Origin of the sequence: Sulfurimonas sp. HSL3-7 (genome assembly GCF_039645985.1) — a bacterium.
Lineage (GTDB): Bacteria > Campylobacterota > Campylobacteria > Campylobacterales > Sulfurimonadaceae > Sulfonitrofixus > Sulfonitrofixus jiaomeiensis.
This window is the reverse complement of the sequence record NZ_CP147919.1, coordinates 1414944-1433329: the sequence shown is the minus strand read 5'-3', so window position 1 is coordinate 1433329 and position 18386 is coordinate 1414944. Positions and strand designations below refer to the sequence as shown.

General features: G+C 49.2%; 14 protein-coding genes. 4 read left to right on the top strand and 10 right to left on the bottom strand.

Annotated elements, in window-relative coordinates:
- Nucleotides 1-3: 3 nt before the first annotated feature.
- The 6 genes from WCY20_RS07210 to WCY20_RS07185 form a co-directional block, all read right to left on the bottom strand.
- The gene (locus tag WCY20_RS07210; protein ID WP_345978185.1) at nt 4-798 is read right to left on the bottom strand and encodes a septal ring lytic transglycosylase RlpA family protein; all 795 of its coding nucleotides are present in this window, start codon (nt 796-798) and stop codon (nt 4-6) included.
- Nucleotides 788-2185, bottom strand: coding sequence for a LysM peptidoglycan-binding domain-containing protein (locus WCY20_RS07205; protein ID WP_345978184.1), 1398 nt, complete (start codon nt 2183-2185; stop codon nt 788-790). Before WCY20_RS07205 ends, WCY20_RS07210 begins: the two co-directional genes overlap by 11 nt.
- A 121-nt stretch (nt 2186-2306) precedes the next feature.
- Entirely contained in the window at nt 2307-3083 is a 777-nt protein-coding gene (locus tag WCY20_RS07200; RefSeq protein ID WP_345978183.1) for a TatD family hydrolase, read from the bottom strand.
- Complete coding sequence (locus WCY20_RS07195; protein ID WP_345978182.1) at nt 3080-3253, bottom strand: hypothetical protein; 174 nt, start codon at nt 3251-3253, stop codon at nt 3080-3082. The genes WCY20_RS07200 and WCY20_RS07195 overlap by 4 nt, the downstream gene beginning before the upstream one ends.
- On the bottom strand, nt 3244-4785 hold the full coding sequence (locus tag WCY20_RS07190) for an AAA family ATPase (protein ID WP_345978180.1): 1542 nt from the start codon (nt 4783-4785) through the stop codon (nt 3244-3246). Before WCY20_RS07190 ends, WCY20_RS07195 begins: the two co-directional genes overlap by 10 nt.
- An 81-nt stretch (nt 4786-4866) precedes the next feature.
- On the bottom strand, nt 4867-5721 hold the full coding sequence (locus tag WCY20_RS07185) for an NAD(+)/NADH kinase (RefSeq protein WP_345978178.1): 855 nt from the start codon (nt 5719-5721) through the stop codon (nt 4867-4869).
- A gap of 147 nt (nt 5722-5868) precedes the next feature.
- Between WCY20_RS07185 and aspS the strand changes: the two genes are divergently transcribed.
- Both aspS and WCY20_RS07175 read left to right on the top strand, forming a co-directional pair.
- Complete coding sequence (aspS, locus tag WCY20_RS07180; RefSeq protein ID WP_345978176.1) at nt 5869-7623, top strand: aspartate--tRNA ligase; 1755 nt, start codon at nt 5869-5871, stop codon at nt 7621-7623.
- An 8-nt stretch (nt 7624-7631) separates the two neighbouring features.
- The gene (locus WCY20_RS07175; protein WP_345978174.1) at nt 7632-8210 is read left to right on the top strand and encodes an adenylate kinase; all 579 of its coding nucleotides are present in this window, start codon (nt 7632-7634) and stop codon (nt 8208-8210) included.
- 19 nt (nt 8211-8229) lie between these two features.
- On the opposite strand, the gene WCY20_RS07170 is transcribed toward WCY20_RS07175, so the two are convergent.
- The 4 genes from WCY20_RS07170 to WCY20_RS07155 are packed head-to-tail and all read right to left on the bottom strand — an operon-like array spanning nt 8230 to nt 16146.
- Nucleotides 8230-10356, bottom strand: coding sequence for an alpha/beta fold hydrolase (locus WCY20_RS07170; RefSeq protein ID WP_345978172.1), 2127 nt, complete (start codon nt 10354-10356; stop codon nt 8230-8232).
- Between the two features lies 1 nt (nt 10357).
- Nucleotides 10358-12754, bottom strand: a complete 2397-nt coding sequence (locus WCY20_RS07165; RefSeq protein WP_345978170.1) for an acyl-CoA dehydrogenase — start codon at nt 12752-12754, stop codon at nt 10358-10360.
- Between the two features lie 3 nt (nt 12755-12757).
- Entirely contained in the window at nt 12758-14872 is a 2115-nt protein-coding gene (locus WCY20_RS07160) for a 3-hydroxyacyl-CoA dehydrogenase NAD-binding domain-containing protein (RefSeq protein WP_345978168.1), read from the bottom strand.
- The gene (locus WCY20_RS07155; protein WP_345978167.1) at nt 14872-16146 is read right to left on the bottom strand and encodes a thiolase family protein; all 1275 of its coding nucleotides are present in this window, start codon (nt 16144-16146) and stop codon (nt 14872-14874) included. Before WCY20_RS07155 ends, WCY20_RS07160 begins: the two co-directional genes overlap by 1 nt.
- Before the next feature lie 316 nt (nt 16147-16462).
- Here WCY20_RS07155 and WCY20_RS07150 point away from each other — a divergent pair, with 316 nt between their 5' ends.
- Both WCY20_RS07150 and WCY20_RS07145 read left to right on the top strand, forming a co-directional pair.
- Nucleotides 16463-17206: a competence/damage-inducible protein A gene (locus WCY20_RS07150; RefSeq protein WP_345978165.1), complete on the top strand. Its 744-nt coding sequence runs from the start codon at nt 16463-16465 to the stop codon at nt 17204-17206.
- The gene (locus WCY20_RS07145; RefSeq protein ID WP_345978230.1) at nt 17206-18354 is read left to right on the top strand and encodes a metallophosphoesterase; all 1149 of its coding nucleotides are present in this window, start codon (nt 17206-17208) and stop codon (nt 18352-18354) included. The genes WCY20_RS07150 and WCY20_RS07145 overlap by 1 nt, the downstream gene beginning before the upstream one ends.
- The last annotated feature ends 32 nt before the right edge of the window (nt 18355-18386 follow it).

Sequence of the window (18386 nt, the reverse complement as noted above, 5' to 3'; positions counted from 1 at the left end):
ATTTTATTCCCCAACTATAAATGCTTTGTCAAACGGTGAATCCGATTTAAAATCGCGTGCCTCCGCTTCGGACTTGAAGCCGCTGAGCCAGACACGGAAAATTCTTTTGTTATTATACTCAGTATCTTTGATGACCGTATGGTAACCCCGGAAGTTATCGTATTTTGCCTGGGTTATAAGTGCGCCTTCAATCTTGGAGAATGAACCGATCTGCAAAGCATAAGTACTGCCTGAGACCATCTCCTGCGGGCCGCTTCGCAGCTCTTTTTTGGAGGCGATATTCTTGCTCTTTTTGCCTTCAAAGCCAAGAACTTCGAGACGCACGCGCGCCGTTCCTTTGTCGACCATGTCGATTGCATGAGCGGCTCTGTTGGAGAGGTCGATAATGCGTGTTCCCACAAAAGGGCCGCGGTCATTAATACGCACCACAACATTTTTGCCGTTATCGAGATTGGTCACCTTGACCACCGTGTTCATCGGCAGCGTCTTATGCGCTGCCGTAAGCGCGTGCATATCATAGATCTCCCCGCTTGACGTCGCCTTGCCGTCAAAATCGGGACCGTACCAGCTTGAAATACCGGTAAACTTCTCACCGACCCGCACTTTGGTCGGGTAGTAGCGTTTGCCGAAGACCGTATAAGGGCGCATCGTCGGATGGACATAGCTGCTGCCTTTTGTTGTACTTGCAGTTTCGTAATGTTTTGCTGCCGGTCTCGTACTGTGGATCTTCACGCCGCGGGTGCTGCACCCCGTAATAATCGCTGCAGAGAGTGCAACAGAGATGATCTTAATATACACGTAACTTCTCTCCGACTCTGATCACATCAGATTGTTTGTTGTTTCTGGCTTTGAGGGTCTTGATGCTGACCTTGTAACGCTTGGCAATAGCGCTGAGATTATCACCTGCTTTGACCACATACGCATTTTTAGGCAACGGCAAAGGCGGAACAACAAGTTTCTCGCTGACGCGGATGACACTGCTTTTTTTATTGTTCAGCGATTTTATCTTCTTTACACTGGTCTTATAACGTTTTGCGATGGCGAGAAGGGTGTCGCCGGGACGCACGATATAGCTGTTTTTTGCAAAGCTGAACTTATGCTTATTGAGCAGCGCGGGTGTGGTCGGAATGATCAGTTTTTGTTTGACACGAAGATAGTTTGATTTGAGTTCGTTGAACTCTTTGATGACACGGTAAGGCACATGGTATTTTGCCCCGATGCGCGAGAGGTTTTCACCGGATTTAACGATGTGGACAAGATAGATCTTCTGCAGATCACAGGGTTCATACTCCTGCTTGAAACGGTTGAGTTTGTTGTAGGGAATGTAGACATTGCATTTTTTTGAAAACGGCGGTACAAAGTCATAGGTCAGATGGCGGTTGAGCCGGCGCATCTCTTCCACGTCGATATCAAGCATTTTCGCAACGCGGCTGATCTTCTCTCCCTTTGGAAGGTTGATCGTGGCGATGGAGTTCAGACTGGCGCGGTTCAGGAGGTAGCTGTAGTCGGTAGAGATCATATCATTCTCATCGATTCCCATGAAACCGTAGGCAACGATCTTGCGGATATAGCGACGGGTTTCAGCGGGAAGGTACCTTCTCTTTTCATCCAAAAGAGTGAAGATGTCATCTTTTCCATCCGCTTTCGAAATGGCGTTTAAAACACACCCTTCGCCGCAGTTGTAGGCCATAGCGGCAAGGTACCACTTTCCGAAACGGTCATGAAGCGAATTGAGATACTTTACGGCTGCCTCTGTCGATTTGATGGGATCGCGTCTCTCATCAAGATAATCGTCTATATGCAGACCATACTGTTTGCCGGTAGCCGGCATAAACTGCCAGATACCGGCAGCCTGTTTTTTGGAGAGTGCTTTGGTGGTAAAACTTGACTCCGCCATTGCGAGATAGATGAACTCTGCCGGAACATTTTCATCATGCAGGATCTTTTTGATTGTGGGGATATAGAGCCTGGCCCGCTGCATCGCTTCGTAATAGCGTTTATACGCATTCGGCTTTTTTTTGGAAAGTATCATTTCATTGAGTTTCTCATCATGGATGTAATTGGGATCGATGTCAAATGATCGCAACAGCATGATCTGTTTGTTATGATTGCTCTCAAAGCCCAATCCGGCAAAAAGAACAGTAGGTCCGAAAAAAAGTAGAAAAAAAGTAAAAATATAGTTCAAACAGCAACCCCTATTATAAGGGTTGTATTATAGTAAAAAAGCGTGTTAAAAACAAAATAAGAGAGAAGAAGTGAAAATAATCGGCTGATTTGCGCTGAATTTTCAGATGCACGGAATAATATTATAAAATATTAAACAGTTGTTGGGCATTTTTGGTGGTCAATTGTTCAATAAAACCGCTATCGAGCTCCAGCAGTTCTGCCATCTTGTCACGAACGAGTGCGGTGTAGGCAGGCTCATTGCGTTCACCGCGGTGCGGATGAGGCGTAAGGTAGGGCCCGTCTGTTTCGATAATGAGTTTCTCCTTCGGAATTTTAGGCAGGACATTGACCAGTTTCCTGGCGTTCTTAAATGTCAGTACACCACCGATGCCGAAATAGAAGTTCTGATCTGCAAGCGACAAGAGCTCTTCGTCGGCGTTATAGCAGTGCAATACACCCCCTACTTCACCTGCATCATGTTCTAGCAGCATCATTTTAGAATCATGGCTGGCGTCTCGAATATGGACGATCAAGGGTTTTTTAAAGCGTTTTGCCAATTCTATCTGTGCTGCAAAGACCTTCTTTTGGGCCGCTTTTTCCGCTGCCTTTTCTACGTCGGAGCCTTCTAGACGAAAATAGTCCAGTCCGCATTCGCCAACGGCGATACATTTGGGATGGTTGATATAACGTTCCAGTGCCGCTTCATCATACTGCTCTTTGTCATAGGGATGGATCCCTACGGCAAAGAAGATCGAATCGTACTCTTCCGAGAGCTCGACTGCGCGATCGAGTGTCGTTATGTCGGCGCCGGGGATGATAAAACGTTCAACGCCATTGTGCATGGCACGCTCAAGCACGTCATCAAGGTCATCTCTGTAACGTTCATCATCCAGATGGATATGGCTGTCAATGATCAATTCTCTTCTCCTTTTTTATCTTTCATCTTTTTGACCTGCAGGATATTTCGTATCATCAAAGCTGTAAAAAAGAGTGCGACTGCGAGCGCGATAAAGCCCGGCGTAGTGTTTCCGGCACTGAAGGCCGAAACGGCATAGACAATAGCGATGAATGCAATTATCAGGCACATTTAGAAGCACTTTCGAGCAGCTCTTTGGCAAAGCTTCTGGCTTCGCTTGTGATCGTCTCCCCGCTGATCATCCGGGCGATCTCTTCGATACGCTCGTCATGCGAGAGCTCGCGAACCCTGCTCTCTTCATCTTTTTCAATCAGAAAATGCTGTTGACCCATTGAAGTGAGTTGCGGTTGATGGGAGATGACAAAGATCTGAAAATGCCTGGAGAGCTGTCTGAGGACCCGTGCAACGCTCATCGACTCTTCACCGCTCAGATTGGCATCGATCTCATCAAGCATCAGCACGCCGCCCTGACCCTGCATCGATTCGGACTGCAGGGTCAAAAGAGCCAGACGAAGACGGTTGAACTCACCGGCACTTACCTTTTCCAGTGAGGCGCCTTTAAGATTGAAGTCCAGTCTGTCCTGACCGTTTGCAGTAAAATCGCCGTGACTAAGACTCAGCTCTGCGCCGCTGAGATAGAGCTGCTTCAGATAGCCGTTGATGGCACTGTTGACATCAAAAAGAGCGCTGGAGCGTTTTTGCGAAATCGTGCGGGCAAGGTCCGTCAGATCGGCAAAAAATCTATCGACCTCTTCGGTGAGCTGCTCTTTTTCATAATCAAAATTCTCATATTTTTCAACCTCTTTTGCCTTCTCCTCGCGGTACGCTATTGCCTCCTCTATCGAACCGTAACGACGTTTGAGCTCAGAGAGCTCTTCCAGACGGTTGAGCACCGATTCGATATCCTCATTCTCAAGTTCCTGAAAGTTCGAACGGGCCTGTTCAAAAATAGAACGCAGTTCATTCATCGCATCGTCAAAAAAGGCACTGTCGACGTCAAGGGATGAAAGTGCTTCGGAAACCAGATGTTCATTCTCAAAGAGTTTCTCGGCAAGCGTAATCTTCTCTTCCGCTTTCTCTTTTTGCGAAAGAGTGCGCTTGATCTCCATCAAGGCCTCGTATTCGCCTTCCTGCGGGCTGACGGCATCGATCTTGGAGAGTTCGAACGCCGCAAACTCTTTATGCTCTTCGATCCGTTTTTCCTGCGCTAAAAGCAGTTCGAGTTCATGTCTGCTTTTTTGGTAGGCAGTGAAGGTACGGCGGTATATCTCAAGTGTTTCTGTATGTGTCGGTTCGTTTTTACTGACCTGACTGTCAAGGATACTGAGCATATTGGCCTGTTCAAAGTCGCTGTAGTCTTTGAGACTGAGCAGTCTGAGGTGTTTTTTTGAGATCTCATGCAGCGATTTTTTAGAGATGCCCATTGCGTTTAAAAAATAGCGCACCTTCTCTTTTTTGACCTGTTTGAAGATATTTGTCTCTTCATTTTCAAAGCCGCTCGACTCCTCATCGACCTGCCAGCTGACGGATGATTCGCTCACTTCGGCGAGGGCATCGTCAAAACCGACTGAGCCCAGGATAGAGCGCATCAATACCGACTTACCGCTGCCGCTCGGTCCGGAAAAGACGATAAGCCCGTGTTGGAGTTCCAATGCCACCTCATTGAATGTGAGGCAGTTTTTGAGATAAAAACGTTCAATCATATGTTTATATATACCTGCTGTCTTGTTTTCGTTTTGAAACGATCCGCTTTATACGCTGCATCTTATGGATACATTCAAACGCTACTCGCCCCATCTCAGTTTCTCTTTAAGCACTTCAAAGTAGTTGAACTCTTTTCGGTGGATAAGCCGGGCCGACTCTTTGGCGAGATGGATCGTTATGCTATCGTCCTCGCCGAATTCATACATATCCTGCCCGTCAATAACGGCCAGGGCACTCTTGTCAGGGGTTTTGACTTCAATGGCATATTGGCCGGGAAGAACGACCGGACGTTGTGTCAGGGAGTGCGGCGAGATCGGCGTGATGACAAAGACCTGCGTTAAGGGAAACAGAACCGGCCCGCCGCAAGAGAGATTGTAGGCGGTCGAACCTGTCGGTGTTGAGACAATGACACCGTCACCGTAATAGGTGTTGAATGATCTGCCGTCGACATAGGTCTCAAGGTGGATCATCTTTGAAATAGCGTTGCGTGTCATGACAATATCATTAAACGCGACCACGTTCTTCTCTTCCCCTTTGGAATTGATAGTCACCTGCAGCATCGCTCTTTTGTCGATGCGGAAATCACCGCTTTTAAGTCTTGGGATGAAGGCATTGAGCTCATCCATATCGAAATCCGCCAAAAAACCGAGCTTGCCGGCATGTATACCAAGTACGGGGATCTTGTATTTAAAAGAGCGGCGCACGGCGGATATAAGCGTTCCGTCACCGCCGAGTGTTACCAGGATGTCGGCGTTTTGGCACATCATGTCGAACTCCTGTCCCATCACATTGATCATGCTGCCGCTGATATTGTCGATGATGACTTCGATCGCATGCGCTTCAAAAATAGACTTTAGCTGATAAAACGCATCTTTGAGTTCCGGTGTCGAAGGGCGCAGAATAACCCCAATGCTGTTTATTGTTAATGGTTCCAAATCAGTTGGCCTTTTGATTATTGTTCCCTGATTATAGCGAATTCTTCCAAATGCTTTGAAATAAATGGCACTTTGAAAGCTCTTCTCAATCATGCTTTTAAAGAGTTTTAGCTATAATCGCGAAAATTATTTTTGAGGATTTTCTCGGTGAGAAGTCATTACTGTACAGATTTAGACGAAAAAAATATCGGAGATAAAGTTGAACTTGCCGGATGGGCAAACAGCTACCGCGACCATGGCGGTATCATCTTTATCGACCTGCGAGACAAAAGCGGTCTTATCCAGCTGGTGTGTGACCCTGCTGACAATGCTGAAGCGCACAAAATAGCAAGCGAAGTACGTGACGAGTTCGTACTCCTTGCCAAAGGGACGATCCGTGCCCGCGGCGAAGGGTTGGTAAACCCTCGTCTTAAAACGGGTGCTATCGAAGTCGTTGTCGATGAATTGGTCATTGAGAACCGTTCTGCTCCTATGCCGTTCGTCATCGGTGACGAGAAGGTCGGTGAAGAGACCAAGCTCAAATACCGTTATTTGGATCTACGTGCAAAAAGTTCTTACGATACTTTTCTTCTGCGTTCAAAAGCAGCTATCGCTGCCCGCAATGCGCTTGATAAACTTGGGTTCCTGGAAGTCGAGACACCGATCCTTACAAAATCCACTCCGGAAGGCGCCCGTGACTACCTGGTACCGTCACGTGTCCATGACGGCGAGTTTTATGCCCTCCCGCAATCGCCGCAGCTTTTCAAACAACTGTTGATGGTCGGCGGTTTTGACCGTTATTTCCAGATCGCGAAATGTTTCCGTGACGAAGACCTTCGTGCCGATCGTCAGCCGGAGTTCACGCAGATAGATGTCGAGATGAGTTTCTGTGACCAGGAAGATGTGATCAGCGTAGCAGAGACTTTGATCAGTGAGATGTTCGAGGCATGCGGTCACAAGATCCAGACACCATTTGCACGCATGAGCCACAGTGATGCAATGGAGTTTTACGGTTCCGACAAACCGGATATGCGTTATGAGCTGAAGATGGTCGATGTCATCGACATCTTTGAACGCTGTGACAACGAGATCTTCACCTCTATCGCTTCGAACCCCAAGATGAACCGTATTAAAGCGCTTCGTGTTCCGGGTGCCGACCTTGTCTTTTCGAAACGCGAGATGAAGTCGTTTGAAGATTATGTACGCAAATTCGGTGCCAAAGGCCTGGGTTACTTCCAGCTTAAAGAAGATGGTCTTAAAGGGCCGCTTACGAAGTTCTTCTCCGAAGAAGATATTCAGCTCATTATCGAGCGTACGGAACTTGAAGTAGGCGATGTCGTCTTCTTCGGTGCCGGTGACAAGAAAACAGTCTGGGATTATATGGGACGCTTCCGAACCTTCATTGCCGAGCATGAGAAGATGAACCTTATTCCTGAAGGCAAGTTTGAATTCCTGTGGGTTGTCGACTTCCCGATGTTCGAGATCGAAGACGGCCGTGTGAAAGCCCTTCACCACCCGTTCACGATGCCAAAAGACCTTAAGCATGAACATATCGAAGACATCGAGTCGATCGCATACGATATCGTTCTTAACGGTGTTGAGCTCGGCGGCGGTTCGATCCGTATCCATAAACAGGATATTCAGGAGAAGATCTTCGAACTTCTCGGTATCGAAGAGGAAGAGGCACAGGACAAATTCGGCTTCCTGCTTGACGCGCTTAAGTTCGGTGCGCCGCCACACGGCGGTTTTGCGCTGGGATTTGACCGTTTTATCATGTTGCTGGCGAACAAAGAGAGTATCCGTGACGTTATCGCTTTCCCTAAAACACAGAAAGCGTCGTGTATCCTGACAAAAGCGCCAAGTACAGTAGACAATGCACAGCTTCGCGATCTTCATATCCGTCTTCGCGAATCGGCAAAATAGGTTCCAGCGTGAGTTTTAAAAAGCTGTTTTTGATTATCGGCGCTCCGGGTTCAGGCAAGACGACCGATGCCGAACTGATCACCGAACACAACACCGATACGATCACCCACTACTCGACCGGCGATATGTTCCGTGCCGAAGTCGAAAGCGGCTCCGATCGCGGCAAAATCATCGATTCGTTCATCTCCAAGGGCAATCTTGTGCCGATCGAGATCGCTATCGAGACAATTGTCGCCGCGATCAAAAGAGCACCTAACGATGTCGTCATCATTGACGGCTATCCGCGTTCTCAAGAGCAGATGGAAGCACTCGACAACTTCCTGGCATCAGAAGAGAACGTTTCGCTTGTCAACGTTATCGAAGTCGTCGTCAGTGAAGATGTGGCACGGGAGCGCGTGCTGGGCCGTGCGCGCGGCGCCGACGACAACAACACTGTCTTCGATAACCGTATGAAAGTCTACACCGAACCGCTTTCGCTTATCCAGTCATTCTACGAAGAGAGATCGATGCTTGTCAAGATCGACGGCGAGCGTTCTATTGAAGCGATCGTTGATGAAATGGAATCCTTTATCACCTCAAGAATCTAAATAATTTTTTGCGTCTCTCTTATGAGGCGTGATTCTCCCTCTTATTTATAAAGACGACAACCCTTTTAAAGATCTCTTCGCTTCCCTCCCCTTTAATGATCACATGCGTGTTGCGCAGCGGCATATAGAGCTCTTTATGTTTTGACGCAATGCTATTCATAAGAACCTGCGCACTCTTCGGATCGACGATCGGATCGTATTCGCCCTGTATGACCAAAAGAGGCGCATCGATCTGTGAAAGTGCTTTTTTTGTCTCCAGCATCAACGAACGCAGCTGCGCAAGGGTGCTGATATAGAGCCGGGAATAATTGATCTCGGGGTAGTCGGATTCATGTTCAATATAGTTCACATCGGCGTTGAAGAGCGACAAAAAGTCATTGACGGCGTGCAGCGTCGGCACGACATAATTAACACGGATATCACGCAGCTCCAGCGCCGAATTGATGCAGATGATCCCCTCGACGGGATACTGTTTCTTCGCAGCAGACAACAGTGCGACAAGCCCGCCTGTCGAGAACCCGCCAAGATAGATTTTCTTACAGACCTGACGCATGGCAGCGTACCCCCGGTTAAAGCTTTCCAGCCACTCCGTATACTTGACATCGCGCAGATCCTGCGCCAATGTGCCGTGTCCTTTTAGCCTGACACCGTAGACGTTATACCCTCTTTGATGCAGGTATTCACTGATATCACGTATTTCGCTGGGCGTCGATTTCAGTCCGTGGGCAAAGACGATCCCTGCAGTAAACGTTTCATCATAAAGGACAAAGGGTTCGCCCACTTCCTTGGCTTTGGAGTACATGACGGAGTAGAACTGCTTGTAATCCTCATGGTAGATAGCGAGATCACGGCGAAAGATCGTATAGAAAACATCTAGTGCGAGTCGTTGCGGCTTCAATGCCAGTACCTCGTCGGTGCTTTGGTGCAGATCTTTGAGTAAGGCCACTTCGTTATAGATCACACGCAGTGTATTGGTAAGGCGTACCCGGTGAAAATCGCTGTCGTCGCGGTAGAGCCTGTGGTTGATCTGATAGCTATCAGCGCCGGCCTCTTTCAGGATATTCTGCCGCAGGGCTAAAAAAAGTATATCTTCATACGGTGCGTAGCCTTCATCCGAAAAGAGATGCAGCAACGGTTCGCTGATACTCTCGTGACAATGGTATATACCGGCATCATGAATCTTGCTGGCGAGAAGGTAGAGCAGCTGTTTAAGGTACTCTTTTGTAACTATTGCTTGGGTATGCTTTTCAAGGATGACGCTGAAAAGGTGATCGATGGTCACAAGGACGTTCTGGTAGATCACCTCCATAAAATCGGTGGTCAATCGATGCCGTAGTCTCTTTGCGACATCTTTGTCTGAGAGATCAAAATCGAGCGTATAGTGTGAGATGTCGATAGGCGTGCAGAAGCGGACATGTATTTCGGCACTGTTTAAGAGGTTTCCCTCGATCTCGATCTCTTCGAGTGTCTGTTGGGATGCATCTTCGCCGGCCAGCAGACCGGCGAGGTTCATCAGGGCATTGTGGCCGGGACGAAGCGGATAGTAGGTGATGTTTACCGGGGTGATATGGGTGCTTTGATAGACACTCTCCTCATTGCATCCAAAAAAGAATTTTGCACGAAGGAAGTCAAGCTTCGTGTGGTCCTGCTCTTTTTGGGCGGCTTTGAAACTCTTTTTTCTATCCTCCGCCTCCAGTGCCATCAATGCGGCACCGCTGAAAACAGCACCGCGATGCCTCGGTATATCGGTAAAAAATTCCCCCTCATTCATGGTCACCTTCTTGTTTTTGAGCATAAAACCTTCGGGGTAGATGATCCAGTTGTTCCGACCGCACATTAGATCGCCGATGATAATATCGTTGCGGTCGGCATCTGCAGTGGAGAGTGCTCCCGAGTGTTTCAGGTAGGTACCGAGAAGCCCGATAAAAAGTGAGCGGTCGGCCAGAGAACGTATCTTTCTGTTACTTCTTGCATCGATGACATATGGCATGATCAATGTCTCGAAACGGGTGAAATGGTTGGCAACAAAAAGGGTCGGAGCATTTTTCTTTAGATGCTCTTCTCCGTGGAGACGAATATTGGTCTTTAAGATCGCGTCAATAACTTTGAGCATGAAGCTGGTCGAGTTGTAGACAAGATCGATCATCTTATTTTCTCGCAAGATAATCGTCTATCTTGTAGGTGTCGACCTGAACGACCGCTTCGCTCATCGCCGCTGCTTTTTTAAGCAGAGCATATTCTTGTTCAGTGATGACGTGACGGTTTAAGGCATCCTCGTACAGCGTTGCACTTTTTTGGAGCTCTTTCGTGCTGAGCGCTATTCTGATCTTCGTCTTGACCGATTTGGCTTCAAGTACTTTGGCAAAACATGCATCGAGAGCGCCAAGTGCCTCCTTCTCATCTTCAGGCCGGTAGATCCCCTCCGTCAGGAGATTCCGGCTTTTCATATCGGCGGAGAGCTTATCGGCCAGTCTCCTGTAAAGTGTGTCGGCCGGCATGGATGAAAAGGCGTTGAGCCTGTACGTAAAGCCGAACAAGAACTTAAAGACAACGTTGACAAAGCCCGAGCCTATATTGGCATAGATACCCTCAAAGGCATTTTGTATCTCTTTGAGTGCATAGGCACTGATGAACTCGACATAGACCTTCTCCTCTTCTTTCATCCCTTCCGACTCAAAACGTCTCAGCGTTGCACTCAGGAGGTACATCCATGACAGCACATCTCCGAACCGGGCACTCAGCATCTCCTTTTTTTTGAACCCGCCGCCGTACAGCCCCATCACCACATCGGTCATAAAGGCAAACGCTGCTGAACTCCAGACAAGCTTCTGTTCATAACGGGCCATAAAGCGGTTTCTCTGTGTAAAGTGGAGGTAACCGCGTGTCAACGAAAGCAGTAGCATTCTGACCAGGTTGCGCAGCGCAAAACCGATGTGGGAGAAAAAGAGCCGGTCAAACTTTTCAATATCGTTGGACTCAAGTGCTTCGATCTCCGCGAAGGCATATGGGTGGCAACGGATAACGCCCTGACCGAACTGAATCAGGGTCCTTGTCATGATGTTGGCCCCTTCGACCGTGATCCCGATCGGCGCGCCCATATAGGGGTTGCCAAGAAGGTTGCGTTCGCCGAGAATGATCCCCGCCCCGCCGATCAGATCCATCCCGCTGTTGATCACGTCCCTGAAGCGCTCTGTGGCATGGTACTTCATCACCGCATTGATGACAGCGGGTTTCTCGCCGGCATCGATCGCACCGATGGTAAAAATGCGCGCCGCATCCATCATGTAGGTCGTCGCAGCGATCCGGCCCAGTTCATGCTGGATACCCTCAAACTGGGAGACAGAAATACCGAACTGTTCTCTGATAGCGGTGTATGCCCCGACGACATGCGCCGTCAACTTCATGCCGCCGCTGCTGGTAGAAGGAAGCGAGATACCCCGGCCGACGGAAAGCGACTCCATCAGCATCTTCCACCCTTCACCGATACCCTCTTCAGCACCGACTATCATATCGATCTCCAGAATGACATCTTTGCCGTAAAGTGATGAGTTGATAAAAGGGACGCCGAGGGGATCGTGTCGATAGCCCTGGTCGATTCCCTTGAGTGTATTCGGCACCAAGGCAAAGGTGATCCCTAGCTCTTCTCCTCTTCCGAGAATGTCATCAGGGTCCTTGAGGACAAAAGCAAGCCCTATCAAAGTGGCGACAGCCCCCAGGGTGATGTAGCGTTTTTCAAAGTTCAGCCGGATCTTCACCTTGCCGCTTTCATCTTTGAAAAGGATCCCTTCCGACCTGATCGAGGTCGCATCGCTGCCTACAAGCGGCTCTGTCAAGGCGAAACAGGGAAGTTCGCGTCCGTCGGCAAGGCGCGGAAGGTAGTACTCTTTTTGATGCTGCGTGCCGTGCTCAAGTATCAGTTCCGCCGGACCGATGGAGTTGGGTACCATCGCCGTGATCGCCAGAACCTGTGAACGCGAAGCGAGTTTTTGTACGACCGCACTGTGCCCGAGCGCTGTAAAACCCAGACCGCCGTACTCTTTCGGGATGATCATGCCGAAGAAGCGGTGCTCCTTCATATAGGTCCATACCTCGGGCGGCAGGTCGCGTTTTTGAAAGACCTGGTGGTCGTTGGTCATCGCGCAGAGCGTGTTGACTTCATTCTCCAAAAACGCTTTCTCCTCTTTGCTCAAAGAGGGATAGGGCTTGGAGAGAATACTATCGAAATCCGGTTTGCCCGAAAAAAACTCCCCATCGACCCAGAGTGTCCCGGCACGCAAAGCGATCTTCTCCGTCTCTGATATTTTCGGCATAAGGTGTTTTTTCTGCATCAGTGCAACGATATGCGCCGTAAAGAGCTTCCGGCGCAGCGGCGGGTAGAGCAGAAGCGTATTAAGCGGAAGGTAGATCGTCCAAAAAAGCGGCGAAGGTGTGTACCAGGCCCACAGGACCAGGATCAAAACGGCAGACCAGGTGACAAACCGCGTACCCTTGAACCACAATGTGATCAGGACAAGTGTCAAAAGGGATGCTAACAGATACGCCATGACCTACTCCTCGTAAAATGTTCTTTTTTCTCTTGCCATGGCGGTAAGCAGACCGGAGGGTTTGAACCGTTCGCCGTAGGCATTTGCAAGATTATTGAGTTTCGCGACAACATCGTGGATGCCGCGTTCGTCAGCGTACGCCAAAAGGCCGCCTCGAAACGGCGGGAAGCCGGTGCCCATCACCATGGCCATATCGAGGTAGGACGCATTTTTTACGATCCCCTCTTCCAAAGCTCTCGACGCTTCATTGACCATCACAAGTAGAGTCCTGTCGATGATCTCGTCTTCGCTGAAACTGCGTTTCGCTTGCACGAGGTCCATGACGGACGTATTGGGCACTGTTTTATGACCTCTGTAGGTGTAAAAGCCCGCACCGTTTTTCTTGCCAAGCAGGCCGAGGTCACTGTAGATGCGCTCAAACACCGGGGCACACCGTATGCGTTCGCCGTAGCCCTCTTCGAGTATTTTGGCAACCTTGTAGCCGACATCGAGCCCGACTTCATCTGCCAGCCTGAACGGTCCCATCGGCATACCGAAGGCCAACAGCACTCTGTCTATCTTTTCAAAGCTCTCGCCCTCTTCGAAGAGGTGTATGGCTTCGATGATATAGGGGATGAGGAGGCGGTTGACCAGAAAGCCTGGGCAGTCACCGACAATTATAGGCGTTTTGCCCGCTCTTTTAGCCAGTGCTACCACCGTCGCAGCCGTTTCATCGGCGGTCTTGTCGCCGCGTATCACTTCGACCAGCGGCATGCGGTCGACCGGGTTGAAAAAGTGCATCCCGACAAAGCGCTCGGGGTGTCTCATGGAGACTGCCAATTTCGAAACGGAGAGCGAGGAGGTGTTGGTGGCGATGATGGCATCCTTTCGTAATGTCTCTTCCAATGTTGCATAGAGCTCCTGTTTGGCTGCCATATCTTCGACGATAGCCTCTACGGCAATATCGCTCTTCTCAAACCCGCGCATCCGGGTATCGGCCGATATTCTGTCCATTTTCAGGTCTATCTCTCTCTGGGTCAAACGTTTACGGCGTTTTATTGCCATATAGCTTTTGTTGACGGCATGCAGCGTATCTGCAATCTGTTCGCTGCGCCTTACCTTCAGACGGACCGGCATATCGATCTTGCTGAAAAGCCATGTTATGCCAGAACCCATTGTCCCGCCGCCGAAGACACTCGCCCGGTTTATTGCTTTGAGCGCCGGTAGGTGGTCAACGCCGGTATCATGTTTGAGGGCTTCCGAGGTGAAAAACAGCTCGATAAGATGTTTGGACTCTTTGGTCAAAGCAAGAGTGGCAAAGCGCTGGGTTTCTGCTTCGAGTGCCTCGTAAAAGCCCGTTTTTGCGATCTTTCTATAATGTTCTATTACCGCCAGAGGGGCCGGGTAATGGCGTTTTGTCTTTTTTAGGACCTCTTTTTCCGCAAAGCTAAAGATAAGCGATGGTGCAAACTTTTCCAGCAGTGTAGCCTTGTGGCGTTTGGCGATTATTTTGGTGCGTTTTTTGGCATCCAGAATGTCGGCGATCATCTGTGTCTCTTTAAAACCGAGGTAACCGCTCGGCACACAGCTGTCTACGAGACCGAGATGTTCTGCCTTTTTGCCGTTAAGCTGTTTGGAGCCCAAGATCAGTTCAAGGGCTTTTTGCAAACCGATAAGGTTTCGAAGCCTGACCGTCCCTCCGAATCCCGGCATCACGCCCAGGCTTACCTCGGGCAGGCCGATCTTGGTCTTGGGGTTCTCGGTGGTGAGTCTGAAATCGCAGGCCAGTGCCAGCTCAAACCCGCCGCCGAGGGCCACGCCGTCGATGACGGCAAGTGTTGGTACCTCCAAAGCAGCGATCGTGCTTAAAATGTCCCGTCCCTGACGCACCTTTTCAAGTGCTTTTACTCTTGTATCAAGGGTCTTGATCTCTTTGATGTCGGCCCCTGCGATAAAGATATCTTTCTTAGCACTTTTAAAGAGCAGAATCTTCACCTCTTTTTGCCGCGCAATGGATTCGAGCAGGTTTTCGAGCTCGAGCAGCACCTCGGACGAGAGCAGATTGACCTCAAGCTCGCTGTGGTCAAAGATCACCTCGCCGATGCCGTTGTCATGCACGCTATAACGTATATGTTTCATCACACTACCTCCAGAAAAAGTGAGGCACCCTGCCCTCCACCGATACACAGCGTGGCCAGACCGCGCTCTTTGTTCCGGCGGCGCAGCTCTTTTAGCAGGTGAATAACCAGCCTTGTCCCCGTCATTCCGACAGGATGGCCCAAGGCGACAGCGCCGCCATTGACATTTAGTCTGGACTCATCGATCTCGCCCAAAGGGGCGTCAAACCCGTGGGACGCGGCATAATGTTGTGATGGAAACGCTCTAAGGTTAGCCAGAACCTGCACGCTGAAGGCCTCGTTCATCTCGATAAGGTCGATATCCTTCAAACTCATTTTCATCGCTTTGAAAAGTTTTGAAGTTGCGTAATAGGGCCCCATCCCCATGCGTTTAGGTTCGAGACCCGCGTAGGCAAAAGCGCTGAGATAGCCCAAAGGTTCAATACCCCGTTTTTTGGCCTCATTTTCGCTCATCAACGTCAGTGCCGCCGCCCCGTCGGAGATCTGTGATGAATTGCCGGCGGTCACCGTACCGTTTTCGGGATCAAAGAAAGGGTGTAATCGGGCAAGCGCTTCAAGCGACTGGTTGGGGCGGATCCCGTCGTCATCTTTCATAATCTTTGAAGCGCCAAGATCATAAACGATGGGCACGATCTCCTCTGCAAAGAGACCGCTCTTTTGAGCCATTGCGGCTTTAAGGTGGCTGTTTAGCGCAAAAAGGTCCTGCTCTTCCCTGCTGATACCGAAATCCTGTGCCAGTACCTCTGCCGTAGAGCCCATCATCAAACCGCTGACCGGATCCCGCAGCCCCTGCATCAGACCGATAACGGGTCTGAGGTAAGAGGGTCTGAAGTGCCCCAAGGTCACAAGCTTTTGCTTAAGCGTCCTGGCCCTGGAGAAGGTCTCCAGAAAACTTTTCATCTGGGTACCAAAGAGCAGCGGTACATTGCTCATCGATTCCACACCGCCGCAGAGATAGACGGAACCGCTTCCTGCAAGTATCTTTTCGGCGGCAGAGGTGATCGCCTCCATACCTGAGGCACAGTTACGGTGCACTGTACTGGCTATCATGCTTTCGTTAAAACCGGCTTTAAGTGCAATAACACGAGCGACATTGGCAGCATGGGCAGGCTGCGCAACGTTCCCGATGATCACCTCGTCATAATCGCTGTAGTCAAGGCCGGAACGCAGGACCGCCTCTTGCACCACACGTGATCCCAATGTCTCCGCCTGGAGCGTTTTGAACTTTCCGCCTGCTTTGGCGATAGGTGAACGTACACCTTCTACGATTGCCATTCTTTCCCTCATCTCGCACCTCCCTGAAGCAGTTGACCATTGCGTCTGTACCTCTTATTCCTATCAACACTCATCTGCTCTGTATGCTTCATTTCATAAGATAACGTCTGCACTGTTTCGTTATTGCTGTAATTAAGATAAGATGCTGTTTTGGAATTTTGATTATTACGATTAAAGCGTTTTTGAAGTGTGTTATTGTCAGACATGTTATGCCTTTTATGTGATTCAATTCCCATTGAAACATCTTATAACTTTTTTGAACATTAACATATTTATTAATTTTTATATATAAGAATATTTTATGGAGAGCCCTTTTATGAACCCCCTTCATATCTATGCCGTCATCATCGGTTCGGAGATCCTCAACGGCCGCAGAGTCGACAAACATTTCGACTTTGTAAAGCGCGCGCTTGCGCAGAGAGGCTACACGCTTCATTGTGTCGAGATCATCAAAGACGATGCTGCTCTGATCAAAAGCAGTTTTGAGCGGGTCAGAGCAGATGAGAAAAGCAGAATGTTCTGTTTCGGCGGCATCGGTTCCACCCCCGATGACCTGACCCGCGCCATTGCCGCAGACGTTTTCAGAGGCTCGCCCCTGGTGCGTCATACGAAATTTGAAAAAGATATTATTGAACATTTCGGCGAGGGGGCTTATCCCAACCGTATCCATATGGCAGAACTGCCCGAAGGGGCCGAACTCTTAAAGAATCCGGTCAACAACATGTCCGGCTTCTATCTCGATGAACGCTACTTCTTTATGCCGGGATTTCCCGAGATGGCGCACCCGATGGTCGAAGAGGCCATTGCGCGTTTTTTTCCGCAGAACAGGATACTGTATCGAAAAACACTGCATGCGCTCTGCAGCGAAGAGCGGCTCATTGCTATTATGAAGTTGATGCCCGATGATGTCGAATGCTCATCTCTGCCTATGTTCGTCAACGAAAAAGCGAATGTGGAGATGTCGGTTGCTTCGTATGACGAAAAGATCACGCTTCGATATTTCGGTATGTTTATGGATTTTCTGGAGGCCAACGACATTGGATTTGAGGTAAAAGAGTGATGAGCACTGTTCTTTTCCCCCTTGCTTTTATAAGTGTGATGTACCTGATGAACACCTATATCCACAGACGCCTCTTCAAGCGCCTCCATTTCAATGTTCGGCTCGCAAGCTTCAATTTTCTTTCCGCTATCTTTATACTTGAGATCCTTTTCGTTATCGAGACTCTTTTTCACCCCATCATCGAATCGCCGGCGCTCTATTACATCCTGAGTCTGGCGGTAGCGGTAACCGTGACACTCTTTTTTATCACGCTGCTCTATGATCTGTTGCACACGACCGCCCAGCATGTGCCCTTTGATCAGGGGCGAAGACATTTTATGAAGATCGCTTTTGATGTGACGATGCTGATATTGGCCTTTTCATATCTCGTAAAAGGCTTGATCGGCGGCATCAAAAGGCCCGAGCTTAACAAGGTCGAGATCTTCATCAAAGAGCTTGGTTTTGATGAACTGACGATCGTCCAGCTCACCGATATGCATGTGGGAAATACCATAGGCAAAGCCTTTGTTCAGGAGTGCGTCGACCGCATCAATGCCCTAAAGCCCGATATTGTTGTCATTACAGGCGATCTTCTTGACAGAAAGATCGAACATGCCAAAGAGGAGCTTTCGCCGTTAAAAGAGCTGCAGACACGTTTTGGCACCTTTTTTATTCTCGGAAACCACGAATACTACCACGGGGCGCAGGATATCGCCGACTATATGCCGCAGCTGAACATTAAAGCCCTCCTAAATGAGAGTGTCGTCATCAGAGACGGTGACAAAGCCATAAACCTTGTAGGCATCAATGACCTGCAGTCTATTCGCTTTAAAATGCTGGAGACCGACACCTATAAAGCGTTTGAGAATGTCGACACGACACTGCCGACCGTACTGCTTTCTCATCAGCCTAAAAGTATAAAGATCGTTCAGGAACATCACTATGATCTGATGATAAGCGGTCACACCCACGGCGGTCAGATATTCCCTTTCGGTTTTCTGGTAATGCTTGATCAACCCTTCTTGGCCGGGCTGCATGCTGTAAGCGCGGCAAAACAGATCTTTGTCAGCCGCGGTACCGGCTATTGGGGGCCGCCGGTGCGTGTCTTTGCCCCGAGCGAGATCTCTATTTTAACACTCAAACCCCAGTTTACACTTGCAAGTAACTGACTTTTATGCATAAATCGCTCCAAAACCCCTTA